The sequence below is a fragment of the Planococcus sp. CPCC 101016 genome (genome assembly GCF_007859295.1).
Taxonomy (GTDB): Bacteria; Bacillota; Bacilli; order Bacillales_A; family Planococcaceae; genus Planococcus.
Genome location: NZ_VOHB01000002.1, coordinates 1140048 through 1164326, shown reverse-complemented (window position 1 = coordinate 1164326; position 24279 = coordinate 1140048). Strand labels below are relative to the sequence as shown.

The window sequence follows — 24279 nt, the reverse complement described above, 5'->3', positions numbered from 1 at the left end:
AACCACCTCCAAAAATTGCAGCCTAGCGCTACGTTCTTATACTATCTATACCCTTTCTATTTAAAAATATACACACTATTTCAATTAATACTGATAATTCCAAAATTAAATAACGATAACCATTATATGTATATTATCAAAACCACTTATCCCTTTCAATCACATTTCCGACAACAAAAAACAAGGAAAGAATACTCTTCCCCTGTTCTTATTTGATTAATTGATCTTCAGTTTATCGTTTCATTGCGTTTTCGATAAAATCTTTCAATACATGAATTCCTGTTACACAGTCATTCAAGGAAGACCATTCTTTCGGATTATGGCTTATGCCATCTTTGCTTCTGACAAAGAGCATAGCCACTGGAATAAAACGTCCGAGATTCATCGCATCGTGCCCTGCGCCGCTTGGGATGTAAGTTGGGGAAATTCCGAACTTCTCTAAGGAGGCAGCTAAATATTGTTGAAGATCTTCAGCAATTGGTACTGGTTGAATGCGTGTGTTCAGTTTGACGTTTAAGTGGATATTGTTTTTAAGAGCAATATTTTCTGCCTGTTCGATTAGCTGATCGATGAGCCGGTCTCTCGGCTCTTCCTTTATATCCCGAATATCAACAAGCATTTTTACTTTCTCAGGAATGACATTCGCTCCATTTGGGAAAACATCCAACTTCCCAACCGTCGCTACTGCAGTATCACTGACCGCTTTTGGAAATTCAGGAATTGACTGAAGGAATTCTGCAGCCGTTACTAAAGAATCTTTTCTTCCTACCATAGGCGTATTCCCTGCGTGGCCCGCTTCTCCTACAAACTCCACTTCCAACCAGGCAGGTCCAGCAATTCCGCTGACGATTCCAACTGGCTGATTCGCTTTTTCCAACTTCTTTCCTTGCTCAATATGCACTTCCACAAACAATTCCAATTCAGATAAATCTCTTTTTGCAGCTTTGAAATCATCTAAATTACTGCCGTAATGTTGCAACACCTGTTCCAAAGTTTCACCGTTGTAATCCCGAAGCTGCTCCATTTCCTGCTCTGATATTGCACCCGTCATCGCCTGGCTGCCAGTTAATCCGCTATTGAACCGGGATCCTTCTTCATCAGAAAAGACAATAACTTCATAAGGTTTCTCAGGAACATATCCAGTTTCTTTCCAAGATTCTGCCACCTCTAATGCTGACAGAACACCCAGAGGACCATCAAAGTTTCCGCCATTCGGAACACTGTCAACATGAGATCCTGATGCAATGGCCGCTCTCTTGCTCCGACCTTCCAATCGCGCTGTAATGTTGCCGGCTCCGTCTTCTGAAACCGTTAATCCTGCTTCAACCATCCATTTTTTCACCAATTCTTTTGCAGCTTTTTCTTCTTCTGAAAAACCTGGCCTTTTTACTCCGCCTACTTGCACAAAGCCAATCTTTGATAATTGAAACAATCGGCTCGCGATGCGTTCTCCATTAATGCCTGAATAATCAAGACTGTTGTCATACTCTTTTAATAACTCTTCGTATAATGGGTTTTCACTACTTGCTGGCATAAGTTCCTCCTTGAGTTTGACTGGTCTTTCTATAAGCTCATTTAGTTAAAAAGGACCACGCGTATTGCGCATAAAGCTCCGCTCCAGTTGCCAACGCTTCTTCATCGATGTTGAACTTGCCATGATGATGAGCCCACTGTGTATCTTTTTCAGGATTCCCGCTCCCAACTAATGCAAAACTGCCCGGAACTTCGTCCAAGTAGAAAGAAAAATCCTCGCCACCCATGGTTGGCTTTTCCTCGTAAACGGACTGTTCACCAAATGCTTCAATTGCCACTTGCTGAACTAATTGCGCACTTTCCGCGCCATTAATAACCGCCTGTGTGCCTCTGATATAGTCGACTTCTGCTGTACCGCCATAAATTGCCGCTGTATGATCAGCATAAATCTTGAGCTGTTTTTCTATATGATCGCGAATTGCAGGATCGAAGCATCTCACTGTACCTTCGATTTCTGCATTTTCAGCTATAACATTAAAACGGGTTCCAACAACCATTTTGCCGACAGTCACTACTGCTCCTTGTTGCGGATCGATGGTACGCGATACAACCGATTGAACATTCATGACGAAGGAAGAAGCAATTATAGCCGCATCAATGCACGCTTGCGGCATAGCCCCATGCCCGCCCTGTCCTTTAAAATGCACCTTGAAAATATCGGCAGAGGCAAATGAAGCACCTGGACTGCAGGCTACAGTGCCTGTAGAACTTTGTGACCAGATATGAATGCCGAATACATCGTCAACCCCTTCTACTGCACCTTGGGCCACCATCGCTTTCGCGCCAGTCGCAACTTCTTCTGCTGGCTGAAAAATAAAACGGACATTCCCTGGAATTTCTTCTTTTACATCCGCTAATGCTTTAGCTGCAGCCAAGAGCATGGAGGTATGTGCATCGTGTCCACAAGCATGCATCTTCCCAAGTTCTTTTGACTTATAAGGCAACTCTGCATTCAATTCCTCAACAGATAAAGCGTCCATGTCAGCACGAAGTGCTACAGTCTTTCCTTCTTCTCCACCTTTTAATTCTCCGATGACGCCGGTTGGCTCTGTCATACGCGCTTCGATACCCAGTCCGGTTAAATAATCATAGACAAATTGGGAAGTTTGATATTCCTCCCACGACAGCTCTGGTTCGCTGTGAAGCTTGCGCCGAATTCGAATCATTTCTTCGCTATTTTCTTGTATGTTCTTTTTTATGGTTTGGTTGATCATGAGTGACTTCCTTTCGGTTTAGTCTTTCTTTTATTTTCAGGCCGATTTGTTACGATTGCCTATTCGGCGTTTTCTTTTTACAAGAAACCGACGAATATACCTGCCAATATAACAGAGACGATGGTAACCGTAATAAACCCTGCTACTAGCATTGGCGGCAACATATGGCTAGTCAGGACTTGCCGTTCTTCTTCGTCTTTGGTCAATGAATTGATGACTTCCACAGTAATGATGTAATCTGCCGGGAATCCGTACAGAGCCGTCAATGAAACGGCAAATGCCATTTCTTTGCTGACTTTAAGAAGTTTGCCGATGATGAATGAAAAGATATACATCCCCACTACACCGATGAGGATACAGCCGATAAGCGGATAAAGGATCTCCAGCATCATACTTGGGGTGGCATTTTTTAAGCCATCGAAAATGTAAAGCAATAAACCCATGATTGCGAATCCGAAACCGTTCGCTTTTTGCAGTGGATGACGTTCAAGAAACCCGATGCTGCGCCCAATAACACCAAATAACAAACACAGTACGAACGGGCTAATTTCCACTACTGGAGCAGCGACAGTTGATGTCAGGTAAGCCAGGTATCCGACGAATGCTAAGCGGAAAAACTTGAAAAAGTCCGTGTTGTATTTATCCGGCATATTGGCGAACATGCGCGGTTCCTTGACTGCTTTGCCTGTCGTTCCTTGTTGTTCACCAGGCAATTGTTTAGCTGTCAATTCATTGTTTCGGTATTTGTTCAGCAAGTTTTGGCCTTCTTTTTTCAACATAATTGATGTAAGCGGATATCCCGCAAACCCCTGCACTACGTAAATCACTATGGCAAAGACTGCCAGCGTCGGAAGTCCGGCTGCAGCTGCACCCTCAGACATGATCAATGCGGATACCAGTCCACCAACTAAAGGAGGAATAGCTACTACAACTGTATTAAAATCAAACAACAAAATTCCGATACTGAATAAGGCAGCAATAATTCCTAAAATGCCAGATATGGCAATTAGAATCGTTCTCCACTGATTTTTTAATTCTTCAAGAGACAATAAAGTTCCCATATTCGTAATTAGTAAATAAATGAGCATAACGGCTACTGCCGGTGGTATACCTGCAATCTCTACAATTTCTGGCGGGAAGAATGTCCAATATCCCAGAAGGAACAGCACTCCACTGACAAATATCGAAGGAATCCAAGCTTTTGTACGAGTTGAAATTGCCTCGCCAATAAATAATACAAAGATTAAAATGGTTAACGCGAGCATTTGGGCCATGCTAATTTCCTCCTCTTTTTCCAATAGCAGCTAAAAAGCAATTTCAACCAATAGAGACTTTTCCTTTTACTGATTCTAACGAGCTTTAACGATCAGAAGATCCAATTTCAAAAGCAGAATCGTGTTACCCAATAAAATGGAATAGCTATTGAATCTGTAGCTTTATGCTAAAGATTTTATAATGTTGCAATAGTAGCACAATATCGCACTAGTATAAATAGAATAAATTGACTATTTTGAAATAACGTTTAAATGAATTTTCATTCATTTTCCCTCCAGCTGCCTTGATTTATAAATTATTGTCATTATTCGCTTTTGTCTTTTTGACGAAAAATGAAGAAAATACAATTCGCTCACTTTTCCCGAACGTTTACCTGTGCTCCATAAGAGGTATTTATTAGGATACACGCAATCTTAAAGGAGGACTTCAAAAAAATGGATGGCAGACATTATATTAATAGTGAATGGATCGATACAGGCGATGGAAAAATTGAGGTGACAAATCCGGCAACGGGTGACATTGTCGGTACAGTGCCAAACGGGGGCGAAAACGAAGCGACCGCTGCAATTGAAGCTGCCGCTGCCGCATTTCCCGAATGGTCAAAAACGACAGCTTATCATCGCGCTGAGCTTCTGATGAAGTGGCACGATTTGCTGCTTGAGCATAAAGAAGAAATCGGTGAAATTCTAACAAAAGAAATGGGCAAGCCTTTGGCTGAAGCTATTGGGGAGATTGAGTATTCTGCATCGTTTGTCTCCTGGTTCGCCGAAGAAGGCAAGCGCATGTATGGTCGGACAATTCCAGCAAGCAAAGACGGCAAACGCATCCAAATCAATAAACAGCCGGTAGGCGTTGTAGTATCCATCACGCCATGGAACTTCCCTGCCGCCATGATGGCCAGAAAAATGGCTCCGGCTTTGGCAGCAGGATGTACATTCGTCGCCAAGCCCGCAAAAATGACTCCCTTAACTGCTGTTAAAATGTATGAACTTGCAATAGAAGCCGGGTTTCCTAAAGGCGTGATTAATCTGGTGACCGGCAGCGCAAGTAAAATCGGTAAGGTTTTTACCAGTCATCCCGATGTGCGCAAGCTGACGTTTACCGGATCGACTGAGATTGGCAAAGAATTGATGAAGCAGGCTTCCGAAACTATGTTAAACCTGTCACTTGAATTGGGCGGCCATGCACCCATCATCGTTCTGGAAGATGCAGATATGGATCTTGCAGTTGAAGGCGTCATGGCATCGAAATTCCGTAATGCCGGCCAGACATGCGTCTGCGGCAACCGCATATACGTACAGCAAAGCATTGTCGAGGAATTTTCCCAGAAACTTCAACAAGCTGCAGGGAATCTGAAGGTCGGCAACGGATTGGATGAAGGTGTTCAGATTGGGCCATTGGTCGACAAGGACGGTTATGAAAAAGTCGAAAACCATGTCAATGATGCCGTTGAAAAAGGCGCCAAAGTATTGGTTGGAGGAGACGGCCGTTCAGAGAACAATGCCTACTTCTATAATCCGACTGTTTTAGTCAATGCCACTTCGGATATGCTCGTCATGAACGAAGAAACCTTTGGTCCTGTAGCACCTATTATGTCTTTTGAAACCGATGAAGAAGCCGTAAAATTGGCGAATGATACGCGTTTTGGATTAGCGGCATACTTCTTTACTGAAAGCATGTCCCGCGGCACTTACTTATCCGAAAACCTGGACTACGGAATTGTTGGCTGGAACGATGGAGCCCCTTCCACAGCGCAGGCACCGTTCGGCGGAATGAAGGAAAGTGGTGTTGGACGTGAAGGTGGACAAGAAGGCCTGGAAGCATTCTTGGAAACCAAATACATTTCTATAAAAATATAAATACCAAAAGAAGCGGCCCGGAAAATTCCGGACCGCTTCTTTTCGATTTGTTTTACACAACTGTTTCGCATGTTTTGATGCCTTTGGAAGAAGGTCTGGTGACCAAGCATTCATAATGCGGAAACTTCTCTGCCAATTGTTCAGCTATGGCTTGTTCCTGTCCTTTTTCTACTGCAATAAACAATGAAGGGCCTGCACCGCTGATCGCCGTACCAAACACGCCAAGTTCATGGCAGCTTTCTTGAATCGCATCAAAATCAGGAAATCTGGCTTTACGGTATGGCTCATGGAAAGTGTCTTTCTGCATCATACGCCCTGCAGTCTGCCAATCTCCTCTTGCCAATGCAGCGGACATGACATTGCCTGAAGCACTGCCTCGAATCGCTGTTGCATGCGGCAAAGCCTCGGGCAGCAGATTGCGTGATTCCGCAGTTAAGAATTCAGTTGGAGGAACCAGAATGACTACCCCGATCTCCACTTGAGGAACATGAACTATTTCCAAATCCTCTTCGTCAAAATAGGAAATTGTCAGACCGCCAAGAAGTGACGCAGAAATATTGTCCGGATGCCCTTCCATTTCCGTTCCAATTCTCAACTTCTCTTTCATCGGCAGGTTTAAGCCAATCAATCGATCCGCAATTTCAATGCCGGCAGCAATTGCGGATGCACTGCTGCCAAGGCCTCTGCTTAACGGAATCTCTGTTTCCACCACTAATTTCGCACTTGGCAGTGGATGACTGTACTTATCTGCAACGGCTTGTGCAGTAGCGACAATTAAGTTGTCAGTGCCGCTGGTAATCTGCTGATAACCTTGATCTTTGTATTCAACCAGCCATTCATCAGCCGGCGAAACATGAACGAACATATGAAGGTCCAATGCCAGACCAATCGAATCAAATCCTGGGCCCAAATTGGCTGTTGAAGCAGGAACAGTCACAGAGAATTCTTTATAGCTCATATCTTCACTCCTTTTTTTAGATCCTCCCAAAAACGTTCCATATCTTCTGGCACAAGAAGTGCTTTGTGCTGATTCACTGAAATTGCTGTTTCAGGATCTTTTAGCCCGTTGCCTGTCAGTACTGCAACCACCTTCGATCCTTTTTTCAGTGCTCCACTTTCCACTTGCTTTTTGATGCCCGCGATAGAAGCACAAGACGCCGGTTCAGCAAATATTCCCTCAGTTGAAGCCAAAAGCTGATAAGCTTTCAGGATTTCTTCATCGGTAGCTGCCAGAATCGTTCCATTTGATTGATCCAAGGCATCGAGTGCCAACTGCCAGCTTGCTGGATTGCCGATGCGGATAGCAGTTGCCACTGTCTCTGGATTTTTCACGACTTCATTGTTAACGATTGGTGCGGCTCCAGCTGCCTGGACGCCAAGAAGCGCCGGGCGTTTTTCACCGGTACGTTCCGCATATTCCGTAAAGCCTTTCCATGATGCTGAGATATTGCCGGCATTGCCGACTGGCAATGCAAAAATATCCGGGACTTGCCCCAATTGGTCAATCACTTCAAAAGCGATCGTTTTCTGTCCTTCCAGCCGGTATGGATTGACGGAATTGACAAGTGCAATGCCTGCTTCCTGCCCAACTTCCCGGACCATTTGAAGAGCTTCATCAAAATTTCCTTTGATTTCAAGAATTTCCGCTCCATACATTTTTGCCTGGGCCAGTTTCCCAAGTGCGATGCGCCCTTCCGGAATAACGACGATGGTCCGCATCCCCGCTCTTGCACCATACGCAGCCGCAGAAGCAGAAGTATTGCCCGTAGATGCACAAACTAAAACTGTTTTTCCTTCTTCTTTTGCTTTAGCGACAGCCATAACCATTCCGCGGTCTTTAAAAGAGCCGGTCGGGTTTGCCCCTTCTAGTTTTACGTAGAGGTCTATGCCCCATTCTTTCGATAATCTTTCCAGGTGCACTAATGGCGTATTGCCTTCTTGCAACGTCAGTGAAGGTGTATTTTCTGTAACCGGAAGCCATTCCTTATGTTCCTCAATCAATCCTTGCCATCTCATGCTGTTTCCTCCCCTTCTATGCGGTAATGGCTGATGACGCTCGCCGTTCCTTTTAATTCATTTAATACATCCAAATGCTGCTGTCTTGAAATCTGATGCGTAAGGAGCACCAGTTCAGCTTTGTCCTCGCTATCTGCCGGGGACTGCATTACAGATTGGATGCTGGCACCGTGTTTGCTGTAGACAGCTGTCATTTTTGACAGGACGCCAACTTCATCATTTACCAGCAAACGATGGCAATATTTTGCAAAACGTTTAGATTCAGGTTTAATGACACGCTCGTGCTGTGCAGCATGTGCACGTTTTCCGTTGACGCCAAGCTGCAGATTGCGGCACGCTGCGATAATATCTGAAACAACTGAAGTTGCAGTCGGAAGTGAACCTGCTCCAGGGCCATAGAGCATCGTTTCACCAACTGCTTCACCATATATGTAGACAGCGTTGAATTCATTGTTGACCGAAGCTAAGGGATGCGAGTTTGCCAGGAAGATCGGTTCCACCGATACTTCGATGCCATCTTCATCTTTAGTTGAAGAGCCAACCATTTTCATGGTATAACCAAACTTATTCGCAAGTTCAAGATCGCCGTCGCGGATATCTTTCATTCCTCTGACAAGCACATCATCCAGGTGTACTTCTGTCGAGAAGGCCAGTGAAGACAAGATAACCATCTTCCGAGCTGCATCCAGTCCATCCACGTCCGAAGACGGATCTGCTTCGGCGTAACCCAGTTTTGTCGCTTCAGCCAATGCATCATCATATGTCATATTCTCTTTTTTCATTTTTGTCATGATGAAATTTGTTGTGCCATTGACAATCCCCATCAGACTGGAGATGCGGTCAGAAGCAAGTCCGTCTTCCAATGTCCGAATAATCGGTACACCACCGGCAACACTTGCTTCATAGAAAAGGTCGCATTTTTCAGCGTCTGCCAACTTCAATAGCTCATGGCCATATTCAGCCATAACATCTTTATTGGCGGTAACCACTTGTTTGCCTGATCTGAGCGCTTTTTCGATAGCCGATTTAGCACCATCGATGCCGCCCATCACTTCGACAATGATATCGAGAGAAGAATCATTCAAAATTTCTTCTATATCCGTCGTGAAAACACTCGGATCTAAACTGGAAATCCGGTCTTTATTAGCATTTCTGACCAGCACTTTCCTGATTGAAACTTGGGCACCTAATTTATGATGCAAATCCTGCTGATGCTGCTGGATGATTTTAGCAACTCCGCTGCCCACCGTTCCAAGGCCTAATAATCCGATTGAAATTTCATTTTTCATTGACGATTCCTCCCATGGTGTGTACACTGTGAAAAAACAGCTGTTTTTGTCATAGGGACATTATAGTATTATATCTTAGTTAAAACAACCCTTTTACAGACTATTAAAAAAGATGGGACTTGATTGGATGAAAGTGAGCAAATTCGGCGGTACTTCAGTAGCTAGTGCACAACAGATAAAAAAAGTGGCAGCAATCGTCAAAGCGGAGCCTTCGCGCAAGATTGTCGTCGTCTCTGCTCCCGGCAAGAGATTTGATGGAGATGTAAAAGTAACAGATTTACTAATTGATTTATCGGCAGCAGCGCTCCGTGAGGAACCGACAGACACTGCCCTTGCAAAAGTCGTGGGAAGATATTCGGAAATCGCTGATGAATTGGGACTGGGCAATGACATTAAACAAGTCATCGAAACAGACCTCTTAAACCGTCTCCAAGCAGATAAAAGTTCTCCCCCTCTTTTTGCAGACTCAATCAAAGCAAGCGGTGAAGACAATTCTGCAAAATTGATTGCCGCTTACCTGACTTCTATCGGTCTGGCTGCAGACTATGTGAACCCGCTGGATGCTGGGTTGTTTGTAAATGACTTGCCGGAACGGGCTCAGGCGCTTCCTGAAGCCTATGACAGATTGGCAGAACTGCGTCATAAAGAAACCATCACGGTCTTCCCCGGCTTTTTCGGTTATACAAAAGAAGGGCTATTGCGGACATTTGAACGCGGGGGCTCAGACATTACCGGTTCGATTCTTGCAGCTGCAGTCAAAGCGGAGTTGTATGAGAATTTTACCGATGTAGATTGTGTGTTCGCGGCCAATCCCCGAGTGGTGAATAATCCTGCCGAAATTGAGCAGATGACTTACCGGGAAATGCGCGAGCTTTCATATGCGGGATTTGCTGTTTTGCACGATGAAGCATTGATGCCCGTCTTTAAAGCAGCTGTTCCTTTATGTATCCGCAATACCAATAACCCCGCTGCACCTGGAACCATGATTGTCGCAGAACGTGATCATTCGCTTCGTCCCGTTACAGGTATCTCAGCAGACAGCGGCTTCTCGACACTCTACGTCAGCAAATACTTAATGAATCGCGAGATCGGGTTTGGCCGCAAGTTGCTGCAAATATTAGAAGACGAAGAAATTTCATACGAACATATTCCATCCGGGATTGATAACCTTTCTGTCATCCTGCGCAGCCATCAATTGACTGCCGATAAAGAACAACGCATTATTGAGCGGGTGAAATCAGAACTTCAGGCTGACGATGTCCATATCCGAAGTGATTTTTCAATGGTTGTCCTTGTAGGCGAAGGCATGAACAATACAAAAGGCCTTACTGCCCGGGCCGCTAATGCCTTTGCAAGAACCGGTGTCAATATTGAAATGATCAATCAGGGTTCTTCAGAAGTGAGTTTGGTATTTGGCATCTTAAAAGAAGATGAACAAAAGATATTGAATGAATTATATAAGGAATTCTTTGAACCGGCTATGGTTCATTAATCAATAGCCCCATCTATAGACTCTTGAGCTTAACCGCTCAAGAGTTTTTTAATTACCGTGTATCATTATCTGAAAATTGTGATATTATGGAAGTATTCTGAGAGGGGGAAAATTGATGACTGGTATTATCAAGCCAAACCCGAAGCTGTATGTAATGGACAACGGCACTTTAAGCATGGACAAGAATTACATGATTTCGATGCACAACCCGGCAAGTGCGCAGAATCCGAATCCGCCGAGTGAAATGGTGACATTTCCGGTCTACACGGTATTGATTGATCATCCGGAAGGAAAAATCCTGTTCGACACGGCCTGTAACCCAAACTCGATGGGTGCAGAAGGCCGCTGGGGGAAAGTGACACAATCCCTGTTTCCGATTGACATGCCGGAAGAATGCTATTTGCATCACCGGCTGGAGGAATTGAACGTTCGCCCGGAAGACATCAAGTATGTAGTTGCTTCCCACTTGCATTTGGATCATGCCGGCTGCCTTGAGCTATTCACCAATGCCACCATCATCGTCCATGAAGATGAGCTTAACGGTGCTCTGCAGACTTATGCCCGGAACATGAAAGAAGGTGCCTATATCTGGGGCGACATTGATGCCTGGATTAAAAACAACCTTCAATGGCAGACCGTTAAGCGGACAGAAGACGGCTTGCAGCTTGCTGAAGGAATTAAAATCCTGAACTTTGGCAGCGGCCACGCATGGGGAATGCTCGGCTTGCAGATTCAATTGCCTGAAACCGGTGGAATCATTCTTGCATCCGATGCCATTTACACAGCTGAAAGTTTTGGTCCCCCCATCAAACCGCCTGGTATTCTGTACGATTCTGTCGGTTATACTTCTGCCGTCGAAAAAATCCGCAGAATCTCAAAAGAAACCAATTCGGATGTCTGGTTCGGCCATGATGCCGATCAGTTTAAGACTTTCCGAAAATCGACTGAAGGCTACTACGAGTAACGGATAAAACACTCAAGGGTTTTGATGGATTATAACCTTCAAAACTCGAAAGCCCTTCGCCAGGGACCTGGCAAAGGGCTTTTATGTGTTTTATGTCCATTTTTCAATAACAGGCCCGTTATCGCCATAGACAGGATCTGTTTTTGGGAGAGGGGTATTTTGAATATCCTCCAGAACATACGGGCGTTCCCCTGGTTCTCCTGTCTTCAGGTTGTAGGATACGCCGCCGGGATAAGCACCGACAATTTGAAAATCATCACTAGCTTCCAGCTTTTTATGTCCTGTTCCTGCTGGCAGCAACACGACATCACCGGCTGTTACCGACAAGGTTTCCCCTTGCTCCCCGCCAATCTGCAGGGTTGCGGACCCGCTGCGCACTCCTAAAACTTCATGTGTGTTGCTGTGGTAATGGTGATATTCAAAAACTCCGCCGGTCCAACTGTTTGTCCAATCGTGGCTATTGAATGCCGCTTCAATTTCTTCCGTTTTCTTTGCAAAAGCAGCAGGATACAAAATCACTTCCAGTGAAGGATTATTCGGAATTGCCCCATCGTCTTCAAATCGATAGAATTGTGGATTTGACATCGTGTTCAGCTCCTTTTCATATAAGAAACTTTACCCGTATAGCAGTCCACTAATCGTCTATTTCTTAAATCCAGTCAATGTATTGATGAATTTTTCCAATCGGTCCATACCTTCTTCAAGCACCGACATACTATAAGCATAAGAAATTCGGACAAATCCTTCACCGTAAGTTGTGAAAGCAGAGCCAGGCACTGCTGCTACGCCTCCTTCTTTCAATAGACGCTCAGCGAACTCCAAAGAGGTCATACCGAACTTCTCAATGGATGGAAAAATGTAAAAGGCGCCTTTTGGCAGAACTACGTCAATGCCCATCTCTGTTAAGCGGCCATACACAAAATTTCTTCTCAAAATGTATTGTTTATTCATTTCAGCAGGAATGTGACGCTGATTCTTCATCGCTTCGAGCGCAGCGAATTGACCTGGAACAGAAGCACAAATCGCATTGTACTGATGCACTTTCAACACATGCTTCATGTACATTTCAGGCCCCAGAACAAAACCGATTCTCCAACCTGTCATCGAATGCGACTTCGAAAGGCCATGAACCAGGAAAGTACGATTGCGCAATTCGTCAAAGCGGGCAAAAGTGGAGTGCTTCTCCCCATATGAATTTTCACTATAAATTTCATCGGTGACGATAAAGACCTCATGCTTCTCAAGTACTGATGCAACTTTTTCGAGCTGAGCAGACTCCATCGTGACACCTGTTGGATTGGAGGGGAAATTCATCAGAACCGCTTTTGTGCGTTCAGTGATTAAGTTTTCCAGACGCCGTGGATCGGGCTGGAAGCCGGTGTCTGAAGTGTCCAGATACACTACTTTGCCTCCGCAAAGCTTGATAATGGGCTCATATCCCGGATAAGCCGGCGCCGGTAAAATAACTTCATCTCCTTCTTCCAAAATGGCACGAAAGAGGGAATCCAATCCTTCACTGGCACCATTGGTGACAATAATTTCTGTTTTGTGATCGAAATCCAGCTCATACGTATCCTTGAAAAAAGAAGCGATTTCTGCTCGCAGTTCGAGTGATCCCGCATTATGCGTATAACTTGTTTGATCGTTTCGGATCGCTTCAATTGCTGCTTGTTTAACAGCTTCAGGGGTTGGGAAATCAGGCTGTCCGATTGTTAAATTAATAGCTTCCGGATAATCGATTAATTGATTTGAAAACTGGCGGATGCCTGAAATTTGAATCGACTCGATCCGGCTGTTGATAGAAATGCTCATGCAGTGACAACCTTTCTATAAGTGAAAATCTTCGTTATTCGTAAAGTCCCGGTAGCCATAATGACAAGGCAGGAATGAAGGTAATGATCAGCAAGCAGACAATCATCGACAATAGGAACGGCAGCACCGCAAAAGCGATGCGTTCAAAGCGGACACCGCCGACGCTCGAAGCCACAAACAGATTGACGCCAAGCGGAGGTGTAACAAAACCGATTGCCAGGTTGGCCACGAGAATAACGCCAAAATGAACCGGATCCACACCCACCGTCACGACAATCGGCAACAGTATCGGTGTTAGGACAACTAATGCAGATATGGTATCGATGAACATCCCCACTACCAGCAACAGTAGATTGATCGCCAGCAGAATCACCAATGGATTGGTCGATAAGGCCGTCAAGTAATCGGAGATTTCACCTGGTATCTGTTCAATCGTCATGAAGTAAGCAAATGACACCGATAAGCCGATGATGATCATGGTTGTGGCATTGATAACGATTGCCTGCCTGAAGCTTTCATAAAGCCCCTTCCAGGATAATTCCTTATAAACGAATTTGCCGATAATTATAGCATACACTACGGCTACAACGGCGGCTTCTGTCGGAGAAAAGATTCCGCCATAAATTCCGCCAAGAATAATGACTGGAATCAGCAATGCCCACTTCGCCTCCCAGAAGGTTTTCAGGACATCCTTGAATTCAAAGCTTGACGCTTCTCCGGGCTCAGGCTTATAGCCCCGTTTTTTGGAAATGATATACGCGGTCAACAGCAAACCAGCTCCAATGATCAAACCGGGGATAATGCCTGCTAAGAACATGCTTCCGACTGAAACACCGCCAATAACCCCATACAATACAAACGGAATACTCGGTGGAATAATAACGCCAATAGAACCTGCCGATGCAGCAACAGCTGAAGCGAATCCGCCGTCATAATTGCGCGCGATCATTGCTGGAATCATAAAACCGCCTATAGCTGCGACAGTCGCTGGACCTGAACCGGATATCGCTGCAAAAAACATACAAGCTACAATGGTCACCATGCCAAGTCCACCGGTCATCCACCCGACCAAAGCCGAAGCGAATGCCAACAGCCGCTTAGATACACCGCCTTTACCCATGAGAATTCCCGCTAGCATAAAGAATGGAATAGCAAGCAATGGAAACGAATCCAGGGAAGTAAACGCTTTTTGAGTGATAATGCTCAGCGGTAAAGTCGTACCGAAATAAATGGCGGTCAAAGCTGAGACCCCCAATGCAATCGCAATCGGCACACCGATCAGTAGACAAACAAATAATGTACCGAATAACAGAGCTATTGTCATACCGGAAGGTCCCCTCCTTTATGCATCTCGTAATCGCCCTGCCAGATTTTGATCAACTGCTGGATCAACCTGATGCACATCCCGATCCCACCCAGCGGAATCGCTAAAAAGGGAATCCACATCGGCAATTGCATCGCCGGAGTGACTTGGCCGTTGGAAATACTGCTCAGTACAAGATCTGTTCCAAAATAGGCAAGGAATAAAGCCATTGCAAACCAAATCACTAACGTAATCGTTTCCAAAATCTTTCTTGGCAAACCTTTAAATCGTGTGATAAAAGCCTCCACACGAATATGTTCACGCAATTTAACAGCATAGCTCGCTCCAATCCACACTTGGAAAATATGGATATAACGAGCCATTTCTTCTGTCCAGCTTGGAGCGTTGGAAAAAACATAGCGTCCAACAACTTGTCCAAAGATTAAAGCCACCATAACTACCAAGGTCAGGACCAGAAAGGCTTCTTCCGCCTTCTCAAACTTCTTGATCATTGTTGCACTTCCTTTCGTAAAAACTTCAATCTGCTGCGTTTTTTGTCTCAGCGGAATAAAAGCTGCAGAAAATGAAAAATCAAGGAATTTCTTCCTTGATTCTTCAACTGTCTTTTAGTTTATTCTTCATTGGCCGCTAGTGCCCGGTCGATTACATCTCTTCCAATTTGATCTTCGTATTTCGTATAGACAGATTCTGCCGCTTCACGGAATTCGTTGCGCTGCTCATCTGTCAAATCATTGACCTGCATGCCTTCTTCTTCCAACTGGGCGAGGAATTCGCCGTCCTGCTCTTGAGCCAATTCGCGCTGTTCTGTACGGAATTCTTCAGAAGCTTCTGTGATAATAGTTTGAAGGTCTTCCGGAAGGCTGTTATAAAAATCATTGTTCACCAGCAACGCAGTAGCTGCGTATACATGTCCTGTCAACGTTAAGTAATCCTGTACTTCATAAAATTTGTTGGTGTAGTAAAGGGAAATCGGACAATCCATAGCATCGTAAGTGCCTTGCTGGAGCGCTGTATAAAGTTCACCGAATGCAAATGGTGAAGCGTTTGCGCCAAAAGCGTTAAACGTATCGGTATGCAACGGACTTTCCAATGTCCGCATTTTCAATCCTTCCATGTCTTGTGGAGATTCAATTGGTCCGCGGTTATTGGAAACATGGCGGAATCCATTTTCTCCGAAAACCAGACCTTTCATGCCATTGTTTTCAAGATCAGCCATCAGTTCCTGGCCGAGTTCCCCATCCAATGCACGGTAAGCCGCTTCATTGTTATTAAAGAGAAATGGCAAATCGAACACTTGGAATTTTTCGTTGAATGATGCCATTGCTGCTACAGCTGGAATCGTCATTTCAACATTTCCTAACTGAACCGCTTCAATTGCTTCCCTGTCAGAACCGTATAGCTGGCCATTCGGATATAACTCAACCTTTAAACGGCCATCTGATTCTGATTCCAGTTTTTCTTTAAAAGCCTCGGCCGCAATATGAGAGGATTGTTCTTCCGGCACTAAGTGTGCAAGACGGATTGTATAGGTATCTTCCCCAGTTCCGCCATCTTCTGTTGTTGTGGTTCCACTGTCCGGTCTTCCGCAGGCTGACAGAATAAATAGTGAGATAAGAAATAGTCCAAGTAATTTTTTCATAGTTCCTCCTGTTTGATGTATTTCAGCAGCCGGCTTTCGATATTGTCCAAATGAGTACTCAACTGCTGTTTGGCTTTGCTTATATCGCCTTCTTCAATTGCATGTAAAATGGATAGATGCTCTTCATAGGCTTTTTTTGCGCTGTCGACAGCGGTGTCAGATAATAATAAAAATGCCCGGCTTCCTCCACTGTTGATGCCTTTTATCATTTCCTTCAAGCGGTTATTTTCGTGGTTCTGGTACAGATAAGAATGGAATTCCTGGTCCAGATCCATAAACTCCACAACATTCTTTGCCTGTACGGCTTGAAATTGGCGGTCCACATTTCGCTTGATTTGTTGCATGACAGGCTGTTGATCTGCCTTCGACAGATTTTCAAGTCCATGGATTTCCAATAACCTGCGAAGCTCCATGATTTCTTTGACGTCTTGGAAAGTAAAGGCTGCTACTACGGCAGGCTTTGGTTTTCTTAATTCGATAAGCGCATCAACAGCCAGTCTTTTTAAAGCCTCCCTCAGAGGCGTCCGACTGATGCCAAGTTCTAGAGCCAGCTTTTCTTCCGGCAACTCCTGACCCGGTTTCAATTTTCCTGTAATGATCATTTTCTTAATATACTCGTAGGCCTGATCCGCCAACGTGGCTTGTTTTTTGATCTTCTCCATAATTCCTCCCCTCTACATAAATAGTTCATACAGTGTATACTGTATACAGAAAGTATAGAATACACAGATAAATTTGTATAGGGATAATCCAAATTTTCTAACAATTCGATTCAGAAAGAAACGTCAAGCTTGGACTGCAACTATTTTTTAGCATTTATGTGCGAAAGACTAATGCATCTGAAAACAGAGAAAAAAACCAAGAAACTGTTCTTGGTTTTAGCCTCTTTTATTCATTTGCCGCTAAAGCTCGATCAATTAAATCTTTTCCAATCTGGCTTTCGTATTTGTCGTAAACGGATTGTGCAGCCTGACGAAACTCATCTCGCTGTTCAGCGGTTAAATCATTTACCTGCATGCCTTCAGCTTTCAACTGCTCAAGAAATTCCACATCTTGCTGTTGCGCCAGTGTCCGTTGCTCATCCCGAAATTCTTCCGAAGCTTCCACAACCAATTCCTGTAGATCAGACGGCAGACTATTGTAGAAATCATTGTTGGCGAGAACGATTGCGGCTGCATAGACATGTCCTGTCAATGTCAGGTAATCCTGGACTTCATAGAATTTATTCGTATAGTATAGTGAAATCGGACATTCCATTGCGTCGTACGTTCCCTGCTGAAGAGCTGTGTACAATTCTCCGAACGCAAAAGGCGAAGCATTGGCGCCAAAGGCTTTGAACGTATCGGTATGCAGTGGATTTTCCAAAGTCCGCAACTTCAGTCCTGCCATGTCTTCTGGTGATTCGATCGGCTTCTCATTATTCGACACGTGCCGGAACCCATTTTCACCAAATACCAGACCTTTTAAATCGTTTTGTTCCAGACTGTCCAGCAATTCCTGGCCCAATTCGCCATCCAACGCACTGTAGGCAGCGTCATAATTGTTAAACAAAAACGGCAAATCAAACACCAGAAATTTTTCATTAAATGAAGCCAAAGGAGCTACTGCCGGAATGGTCATTTCCAAGTTCCCTAGCTGTACAGCTTCAATCGCTTCACGATCCGAGCCATATAATTGTCCATTTGGATATAATTCCACAGTCAGCCGGCCGTTTGATTCTTCTTCCAGCTTTTCTTTGAACTTTAAAGATTGGATATGGGCCGAATGCTCTTCAGGCACCAAATAAGCCATTCGGATAGTATAAGTTTCTTCCTCTTCTCCAGGCGATGTTGAAGTGGATTGATCATTGGGGCGTCCACAAGCCGAAAGCAACAACAGTAAAACCAGCGCAAATCCGATAATTTTTTTCATAGTACCTCCTATTTGATTTTTTACTTTCTTTACCTCATTTGAATTTATACTAAACCACCACATATCTACAGTGGCATACTACTTAAAGGAGCTATATTTATATGACGCAAAACTGGATTTCACAATTACAGGATGTATTAAAAACAGATCAATGTTCAACGAGCATTAGTGAATTATACAGACATAGCCACGACGAATCCGACCATCCACCTTCAGAACCTGAAATTGTCTGCTTTCCTGAATCGACTGAAGACATACTAGCCATTATGCAGGTTGCCCGCGAGGCTTCCATACCTATCACACCATTCGGTATTGGGTCTGGACTTGAAGGACAAGCCATTCCATTGAACGGTGGAATCTCCATCAACTTTGAACGCATGAACCAAGTGGTGAAATTTTCACCTGAAGATCTATTAGTGACTGTACAGCCTGGAATCACTCGACTACAACTGAACAGCATCATCAATCGACACGGCCTGCAATTTCCGATCGATCCCGGTGCAGATGCCACAATCGGCGGGATGACAGCCAATAATGCCAGCGGAACAACAGCGGTCCGCTATGGCGTCATGCGCGATCAAATTGTTGATTTGGAGGTAGTACTGGCAGACGGCACCATTTTGCATACCGGAACAAAAGCAAAAAAATCATCTTCGGGCTATCACTTGACCGGTTTATTTACAGGTTCAGAAGGAACGCTGGGCGTCATTACAGAAATCACGTTGAAGCTTCACGGAATCCCTGAACACACGATTGCTGCCAGCTGCACATTTGAAACTCCACATCAATGCGCTGAAGCGGCTCATATGATTTTGCTGAGTGGTATTCCTATCCAACGTATGGAGTTTGTCGATGCTTACAGCATCGGGAAAGTAAATGTTTATGGCGGCTATGGATTGCCCGAAAAGCATTCTCTCTTCTTTGAATTTGCCGGTATGAAGCGTGCGGCTGAAGAAGAAGCCGCACTGGCAGAGGAACTGTTAACCGATATGAATTGTGAGAACTGGCGTGTAGCAGCAGATTCAGAAGAACGGGCTATGATTTGGAAAGCCCGTCATGAAATGGCTTATGCCTACCGGCACCAGGCGGGGATGACAATTACAGGGGGCGATGTCTGCGTGCCCATTTCAAAGCTCCCCGAATTGATTGATTATGCCCGTGAACTCATCGCTGAAAGCGGATTGGAGGGCGGAGTTTTGGGACATATTGGCGACGGCAATTTCCATACTTCAATCTCCTATGACGCAAAAGATCCAAACCAGCAGCTCGCTGCTGAACAGATCAACGAAAAACTTGCTTACCGCGCCATTGAACTTGAAGGTACATGTACGGGTGAGCACGGCGTGGGCCTTGGCAAAATGAAATACCAGGATGCTGAACACGGTGCTGCTGTTGCAGTCATGAAAAACATGAAGCGCATGCTGGATCCAAACAACCTGATGAATCCCGGAAAAATATTTGCATAACAAAAGCAGCTGGATTTTATGTCCAGCTGCTTTTGTTATGCAATATAAGTCACTTAAAATCCTAGTCGTTCTCTAATACTAGCCGCGTAATTTTGGCTGACCGGCAAAGTCGAACCGTCTCTTAGGGTCAATTGATAATTGGATGCAATATCACGAGAGATCTCTTCTATATAATTAATGTTCACAATGTAGGAACGGTGAATCGGCAGGAAAATATCGGGCAATTGATGCTTTAGATTTTTCAAGGTATGAATAGAGCAATAAGTTTCCTGATCCGTATAAAACCAGGTTTTCTTCTGGCTGCTCTCGATATGGGAAACCAGATCGATTGGAACTGGACGCCATGCTTCATCGATTTTGCCTGTTAGAAATCGGATCGGCTGCTTTTGACGCACCAAGTAATCAGGTGGCAGGATGACCACCAACACCCCTTCTTTATCCCCAAGTATAATGGGATAACCAATGCCATAATAAGCGGTTCCAAGAATCGACTCTTCAACAAACATCTCAATGCGCTGCTTTTCCTTTTTCGCACGTGCAGCGATACTGCCTGGCAAAACCGGCTGCCCCCCTCGAATCTGCAGATCGTGGACCCCTGCTTTATAGTAGATATAACTATCTCCAATAGCTATGGCAACCGATGCCTCTTTTGGAATCCAATCCCCAATAATAAAACCCATCTGCTCCACGATTTTGTTCTCCATACCCCGACTCCCCTTCCAAATGTGGCTTTCCTGCTTAACAGGGCTGTAGATCATCTGTCTTTCAATTAGAAAGCAGAATCCCCTAAAAGAAGCCACTTTTATCGCTCCATAACTGCTTTTGTCGCTGTATAATCTATTCCATCCTGTTTGTAAGACAGTTAGAAGTTACTGTTATATATTAATATACAACAAAACAAACTGTATTAATACAGTAGACTTAATTTTTTTCTTAGAAAGGATGATTGCTTTGTTAACCAAGTCCACTATCGCTATTAAAGGTGAAGAAATTCCAGGAATGGATACGATTTTAACTCCAGAGGCTCTGGAGTTTATTGAAAAACTGCATACAACTTTCGACAAACGCCGAGTGCGACTGCTGGAGAAACGCCAAGCACGCCAAATGGAAATTGATGGCGGCAAGAAGCTCGACTTTCTTCCTGAAACCAAGCATATCCGAAAAAATAATTGGACGATCGCCCCTCTTCCTGAAGACATGAAGGATCGCCGCGTTGAAATTACAGGTCCAACCAACCGGAAAATGCTGATCAACGCATTAAATTCCGGAGCCAAGATGTTCATGGCAGATCTGGAAGACGCCACTGCTCCTAATTGGTTTAATGTCATTGATGGCCAAGTGAACTTACGCGATGCAGTCCGGCGCCAGATTGATTTTGAAATTCCAGAAACAGGAAAGAAATATGCATTGAATGAAAAAACAGCAGTATTAATGGTGCGTCCACGCGGTTGGCACTTGACGGAAAAGAACATTCTCATTAACGGACAGCCGATTTCCGGCAGCCTGGTCGACTTCGGATTGTACTTTTTCCACAACGCTAAGGAATTGATAGACCGCGGCACTGGCCCTTATTTCTACCTTCCAAAAATGGAAAGCCATTTGGAGGCTCGCCTCTGGAACGACGTTTTCGTTTTTGCTCAAGACGAGCTGGGCATTCCACAAAGTTCGATACGAGCGACGGTATTAATAGAGACAATTCTAGCCGCATTTGAAATGGATGAAATTCTATATGAATTGCGTGATCATTCTGCTGGTTTGAATTGCGGACGATGGGATTATATCTTTAGTGTCATCAAACGAATGCGCAACCTGCCGGAATACATTTTCCCGGATCGTTCACAAGTGACAATGACCGTTCCATTTATGCGCGCCTATACCCAGCTGTGCATCAAAACATGCCATAAGCGCAATGCGCCGGCTCTCGGCGGCATGGCAGCACAGATTCCAGTCAAAGGAAATTATGAAGCCAACTCAGCTGCATTCCAAAAAGTTGCCGAAGACAAGCGCCGCGAAGCAATGGACGGCCACGACGGCACATGGGTTGCACACCCAGGGATGGTCGCGATCGCCATGGAACAATTTGATGAACACATGCCAACACCTAACCAGATCGACAAGAAACGGGAAGATGTCCAAGTGACTGCTGCAGAATTGGTTAAAGTTCCGGAGGGCACGATTACAGAAGAAGGCCTTCGATCCAACATTTCAGTCGGTATCCAATACATCGCTTCCTGGTTGTCTGGAAACGGCGCAGCACCCATCAATAACTTGATGGAGGATGCCGCAACTGCTGAAATCTCCCGCTCTCAAGTGTGGCAATGGATTCGCCATCCGAAAGGGATTTTGGAAGACGGCCGAAAAATCGATGTTTCATTATTCAATGAAGTTATGGAAGAAGAGACTACTAAGATTCAACAGGCAGTTGGCGAAGCGAGATACTCATCCGGAAATTACGTGGAAGCCCGCGAGTTATTTACACGCCTTACCCTGCAAAGTGACTTTGCTGAATTCCTGACACTGCCTGGGTATGAAATACTAAACTAAACCATTGGAGGCGATCATGATGAAAAACATGCAGACTCACGCAGCACGTTCAAAAAAGGAATGCCGGGAATGCGGGTGCGAAATCAAGGAACAACGCGAATCCATTATTTACGAATGCGAGCGCTGCATTGGAAATAAAGAAGAGTAGAAATAAAAAAGGGGATGACCTGTATTGTACAGGTCATCCCCTCAGACTGTAGACAAAGTCTAACCAAAATGAATAGAGGTGCATATCCCCAACCGGTCCGGCCACTTCGCGTTCCGTGGGCTCAGCTTCAGCCTCCTCGTCACTGCGTTCCTGCGGGGTCTTCAGCTTTCGCTGATTCCACAGGAGTCTTCGTGGCCAGACCGGTTGGAACATGTTGCTTTAATCAAAGGAAGAAGCCGCTAGTCAGTTCCAGAAAAAATAGTCCCAGCAAACCTGGTCACCCTTGACGCAAGAATCCGGAGCGCAAGGCGGCGACTCCAGCGGGAAAGCGAAGTGCCGAAATCCACTCGGACGTCAGGACGAGTTAGTTCGGCGCGAGCCCGCGGAACGCGTCCGCCTGGAGCGCTGGATTCGATATCAATACGATGAAATAAGTAGTTATTCGTTGGATGAACTATTTATTCTTTTGTCTACAAGCTCAAGGGATGACCTGTATTGTACAGGTCATCCCTTTTCCCTTTTTTTATGGAAATTGCCGAAGCTTTCTTGAAAAGCTTAGTGAATAGCTACTTTTAATAAAACCTCGTCAGTTTTTATAATTACTCAAATATAGACAATTAAAGTTGCTATTACGAAAAAAACGCCCAAGTAAAAGCTTGGACGGCTGATCTTAATTTTGATCCGATGATTCAAAACGATAACGGGTATCTTCTTCAAGTTTATTAAAAACTTCAATATAGCGGGTGCCGCCTTGTTGTGTTTCGGTTGGTGCTTCATCTCCATCAAGAATTTCTGCGAGCGGCTGTGCATCAGGTTCGATGATAACCGAATCAAAATCTTCCATCAGGCCCTGAAGCTCACTATAGTTTTCGATGTCTTTGTCTTTTTTCACTTCCTGAAACAGCCGGTCCGACTCTTCCTGTGTTAATTCAACATAGCCGACTGTGATGCGCTGCTTTTCCATTGTAAAACCTCCTGTGACATATTCACTCATTTCTATTTCTATACCCTTCAAGCAAAAACGCTTAAACCTTCAGCTGCCATCTGCTGGAAGAGGACGCCCATATCCGCTATGATGGAAGCAGCAGAAAAAATTGAGAAACCGGAGTTGATCGCCTTGCGCGTAGCTATATTTGATTTTGATGGAACCTTGTATTCGAAGGAAACCTTCCAGCTGATGATGGAACATTTGAAGAATCATCCCGAACACAGCAGACGTTACCGTCAATTTTACCGTGCCATCATGCCGCCTTACATTGGCCATAAACTGAAAATTTACCCGGAACGAAAAATGCGTGAACGCTCTGTTCAGGCATACTTATCTGCATTGGAAACTTTTACGCAGGCTGAACTTGAACAGTATTTCGGCGAGATTGCCGACCGGATGCATAGTGATATGAATCCGACTGTTGTAGAACGCCTGAAAAACCATGTCGCTAATAACGATTACGTCATGCTGGTATCAGGAGCTTTCACTCCGCTTCTTCACGCCGTCACTAAACAGTTGCCGATTAAGACCATCATCGGAACTGAAATTCTCTACAAAGACAATATATTAGATCATCGAACTCCCATTTCGCATATCCAAGGCCCTCTGAAAACGATGAAAATTAAAGAAGCACTCAAAGGACAAGACATTGACTGGGCCAATAGCTATGCTTATGGCGACAGCCATTCGGATTTGCCAGTTCTCGAACTTGTCGGCCATCCAGTTGCCGTACAACCTGAACCCCGGCTGCGGACCGTTGCTGCTGAAAGAAACTGGGAAATCATTTAACCATATGAAAAGCGAA

22 protein-coding genes are annotated in these 24279 nt (G+C 44.7%); 7 read left to right on the top strand and 15 right to left on the bottom strand.

What is annotated here, in order from left to right; genetic code table 11:
- Positions 1–232: 232 nt before the first annotated feature.
- The 3 genes from FQV26_RS05320 to FQV26_RS05310 all read right to left on the bottom strand — a co-directional run bounded on the left by FQV26_RS05320 (position 233) and on the right by FQV26_RS05310 (position 4021).
- A complete protein-coding gene (locus FQV26_RS05320; protein WP_146556323.1) occupies positions 233–1534 on the bottom strand; it encodes a Zn-dependent hydrolase in 1302 nt (433 codons plus the stop codon).
- Between the two features lie 37 nt (positions 1535–1571).
- Positions 1572–2747, bottom strand: coding sequence for an amidohydrolase (locus FQV26_RS05315; protein WP_146556322.1), 1176 nt, complete (start codon positions 2745–2747; stop codon positions 1572–1574).
- Positions 2748–2824: 77 nt separating this feature from the next.
- Complete coding sequence (locus tag FQV26_RS05310; protein ID WP_146556321.1) at positions 2825–4021, bottom strand: hypothetical protein; 1197 nt, start codon at positions 4019–4021, stop codon at positions 2825–2827.
- A gap of 435 nt (positions 4022–4456) precedes the next feature.
- On the opposite strand from FQV26_RS05310, the gene FQV26_RS05305 reads away from it, so the two are divergent.
- Complete coding sequence (locus tag FQV26_RS05305) at positions 4457–5881, top strand: NAD-dependent succinate-semialdehyde dehydrogenase (protein WP_146556320.1); 1425 nt, start codon at positions 4457–4459, stop codon at positions 5879–5881.
- A gap of 52 nt (positions 5882–5933) precedes the next feature.
- Here the strand turns inward: FQV26_RS05305 and thrB are convergent, their stop codons facing one another.
- The 3 genes from thrB to FQV26_RS05290 are packed head-to-tail and all read right to left on the bottom strand — an operon-like array spanning position 5934 to position 9186.
- A complete protein-coding gene (gene thrB, locus FQV26_RS05300) occupies positions 5934–6839 on the bottom strand; it encodes a homoserine kinase (RefSeq protein ID WP_146556319.1) in 906 nt (301 codons plus the stop codon).
- Positions 6836–7897 (bottom strand): threonine synthase, encoded by a 1062-nt coding sequence (gene thrC / locus FQV26_RS05295; protein ID WP_146556318.1) that lies wholly within the window; start codon positions 7895–7897, stop codon positions 6836–6838. The genes thrB and thrC overlap by 4 nt, the downstream gene beginning before the upstream one ends.
- Positions 7894–9186: a homoserine dehydrogenase gene (locus tag FQV26_RS05290; RefSeq protein ID WP_146556317.1), complete on the bottom strand. Its 1293-nt coding sequence runs from the start codon at positions 9184–9186 to the stop codon at positions 7894–7896. The genes thrC and FQV26_RS05290 overlap by 4 nt, the downstream gene beginning before the upstream one ends.
- A 127-nt stretch (positions 9187–9313) precedes the next feature.
- Between FQV26_RS05290 and FQV26_RS05285 the strand changes: the two genes are divergently transcribed.
- On the top strand, positions 9314–10678 hold the full coding sequence (locus FQV26_RS05285; protein ID WP_146556316.1) for an aspartate kinase: 1365 nt from the start codon (positions 9314–9316) through the stop codon (positions 10676–10678).
- Positions 10679–10793: 115 nt separating this feature from the next.
- A complete protein-coding gene (ahlS, locus tag FQV26_RS05280) occupies positions 10794–11642 on the top strand; it encodes an AhlS family quorum-quenching N-acyl homoserine lactonase (RefSeq protein WP_146556315.1) in 849 nt (282 codons plus the stop codon).
- Positions 11643–11732: 90 nt separating this feature from the next.
- Here ahlS and FQV26_RS05275 read toward each other — a convergent pair whose 3' ends face one another.
- The 7 genes from FQV26_RS05275 to FQV26_RS05245 all read right to left on the bottom strand — a co-directional run bounded on the left by FQV26_RS05275 (position 11733) and on the right by FQV26_RS05245 (position 18328).
- A complete protein-coding gene (locus FQV26_RS05275; protein ID WP_146556314.1) occupies positions 11733–12227 on the bottom strand; it encodes a cupin domain-containing protein in 495 nt (164 codons plus the stop codon).
- A gap of 57 nt (positions 12228–12284) precedes the next feature.
- Positions 12285–13454, bottom strand: coding sequence for an aminotransferase class I/II-fold pyridoxal phosphate-dependent enzyme (locus FQV26_RS05270; RefSeq protein WP_146556313.1), 1170 nt, complete (start codon positions 13452–13454; stop codon positions 12285–12287).
- Between the two features lie 34 nt (positions 13455–13488).
- The gene (locus FQV26_RS05265; protein WP_146556312.1) at positions 13489–14778 is read right to left on the bottom strand and encodes a TRAP transporter large permease; all 1290 of its coding nucleotides are present in this window, start codon (positions 14776–14778) and stop codon (positions 13489–13491) included.
- Positions 14775–15269, bottom strand: coding sequence for a TRAP transporter small permease (locus FQV26_RS05260; RefSeq protein ID WP_146556311.1), 495 nt, complete (start codon positions 15267–15269; stop codon positions 14775–14777). The genes FQV26_RS05265 and FQV26_RS05260 overlap by 4 nt, the downstream gene beginning before the upstream one ends.
- 119 nt (positions 15270–15388) lie before the next feature.
- Entirely contained in the window at positions 15389–16417 is a 1029-nt protein-coding gene (locus tag FQV26_RS05255; protein WP_146556310.1) for a TRAP transporter substrate-binding protein, read from the bottom strand.
- A complete protein-coding gene (locus tag FQV26_RS05250; protein ID WP_146556309.1) occupies positions 16414–17079 on the bottom strand; it encodes a GntR family transcriptional regulator in 666 nt (221 codons plus the stop codon). The genes FQV26_RS05255 and FQV26_RS05250 overlap by 4 nt, the downstream gene beginning before the upstream one ends.
- A gap of 226 nt (positions 17080–17305) precedes the next feature.
- Positions 17306–18328 (bottom strand): TRAP transporter substrate-binding protein, encoded by a 1023-nt coding sequence (locus FQV26_RS05245; protein WP_146556308.1) that lies wholly within the window; start codon positions 18326–18328, stop codon positions 17306–17308.
- A gap of 101 nt (positions 18329–18429) precedes the next feature.
- On the opposite strand from FQV26_RS05245, the gene FQV26_RS05240 reads away from it, so the two are divergent.
- Positions 18430–19794: an FAD-binding oxidoreductase gene (locus tag FQV26_RS05240; RefSeq protein ID WP_146556307.1), complete on the top strand. Its 1365-nt coding sequence runs from the start codon at positions 18430–18432 to the stop codon at positions 19792–19794.
- A gap of 53 nt (positions 19795–19847) precedes the next feature.
- Here FQV26_RS05240 and FQV26_RS05235 read toward each other — a convergent pair whose 3' ends face one another.
- On the bottom strand, positions 19848–20498 hold the full coding sequence (locus FQV26_RS05235) for a LytTR family DNA-binding domain-containing protein (RefSeq protein ID WP_146556306.1): 651 nt from the start codon (positions 20496–20498) through the stop codon (positions 19848–19850).
- Between the two features lie 238 nt (positions 20499–20736).
- Between FQV26_RS05235 and aceB the strand changes: the two genes are divergently transcribed.
- Together aceB and FQV26_RS18920 are read left to right on the top strand one after the other, a co-directional pair.
- Entirely contained in the window at positions 20737–22338 is a 1602-nt protein-coding gene (gene aceB, locus FQV26_RS05230) for a malate synthase A (protein ID WP_186759633.1), read from the top strand.
- Between the two features lie 19 nt (positions 22339–22357).
- Positions 22358–22486, top strand: coding sequence for a YhfH family protein (locus FQV26_RS18920; protein WP_222433892.1), 129 nt, complete (start codon positions 22358–22360; stop codon positions 22484–22486).
- Positions 22487–23156: 670 nt separating this feature from the next.
- Here the strand turns inward: FQV26_RS18920 and FQV26_RS05225 are convergent.
- Complete coding sequence (locus FQV26_RS05225; protein WP_146556304.1) at positions 23157–23450, bottom strand: hypothetical protein; 294 nt, start codon at positions 23448–23450, stop codon at positions 23157–23159.
- Positions 23451–23558: 108 nt separating this feature from the next.
- Between FQV26_RS05225 and FQV26_RS05220 the strand changes: the two genes are divergently transcribed.
- The gene (locus tag FQV26_RS05220) at positions 23559–24263 is read left to right on the top strand and encodes an HAD family hydrolase (RefSeq protein ID WP_261384266.1); all 705 of its coding nucleotides are present in this window, start codon (positions 23559–23561) and stop codon (positions 24261–24263) included.
- Positions 24264–24279: the final 16 nt, after the last annotated feature.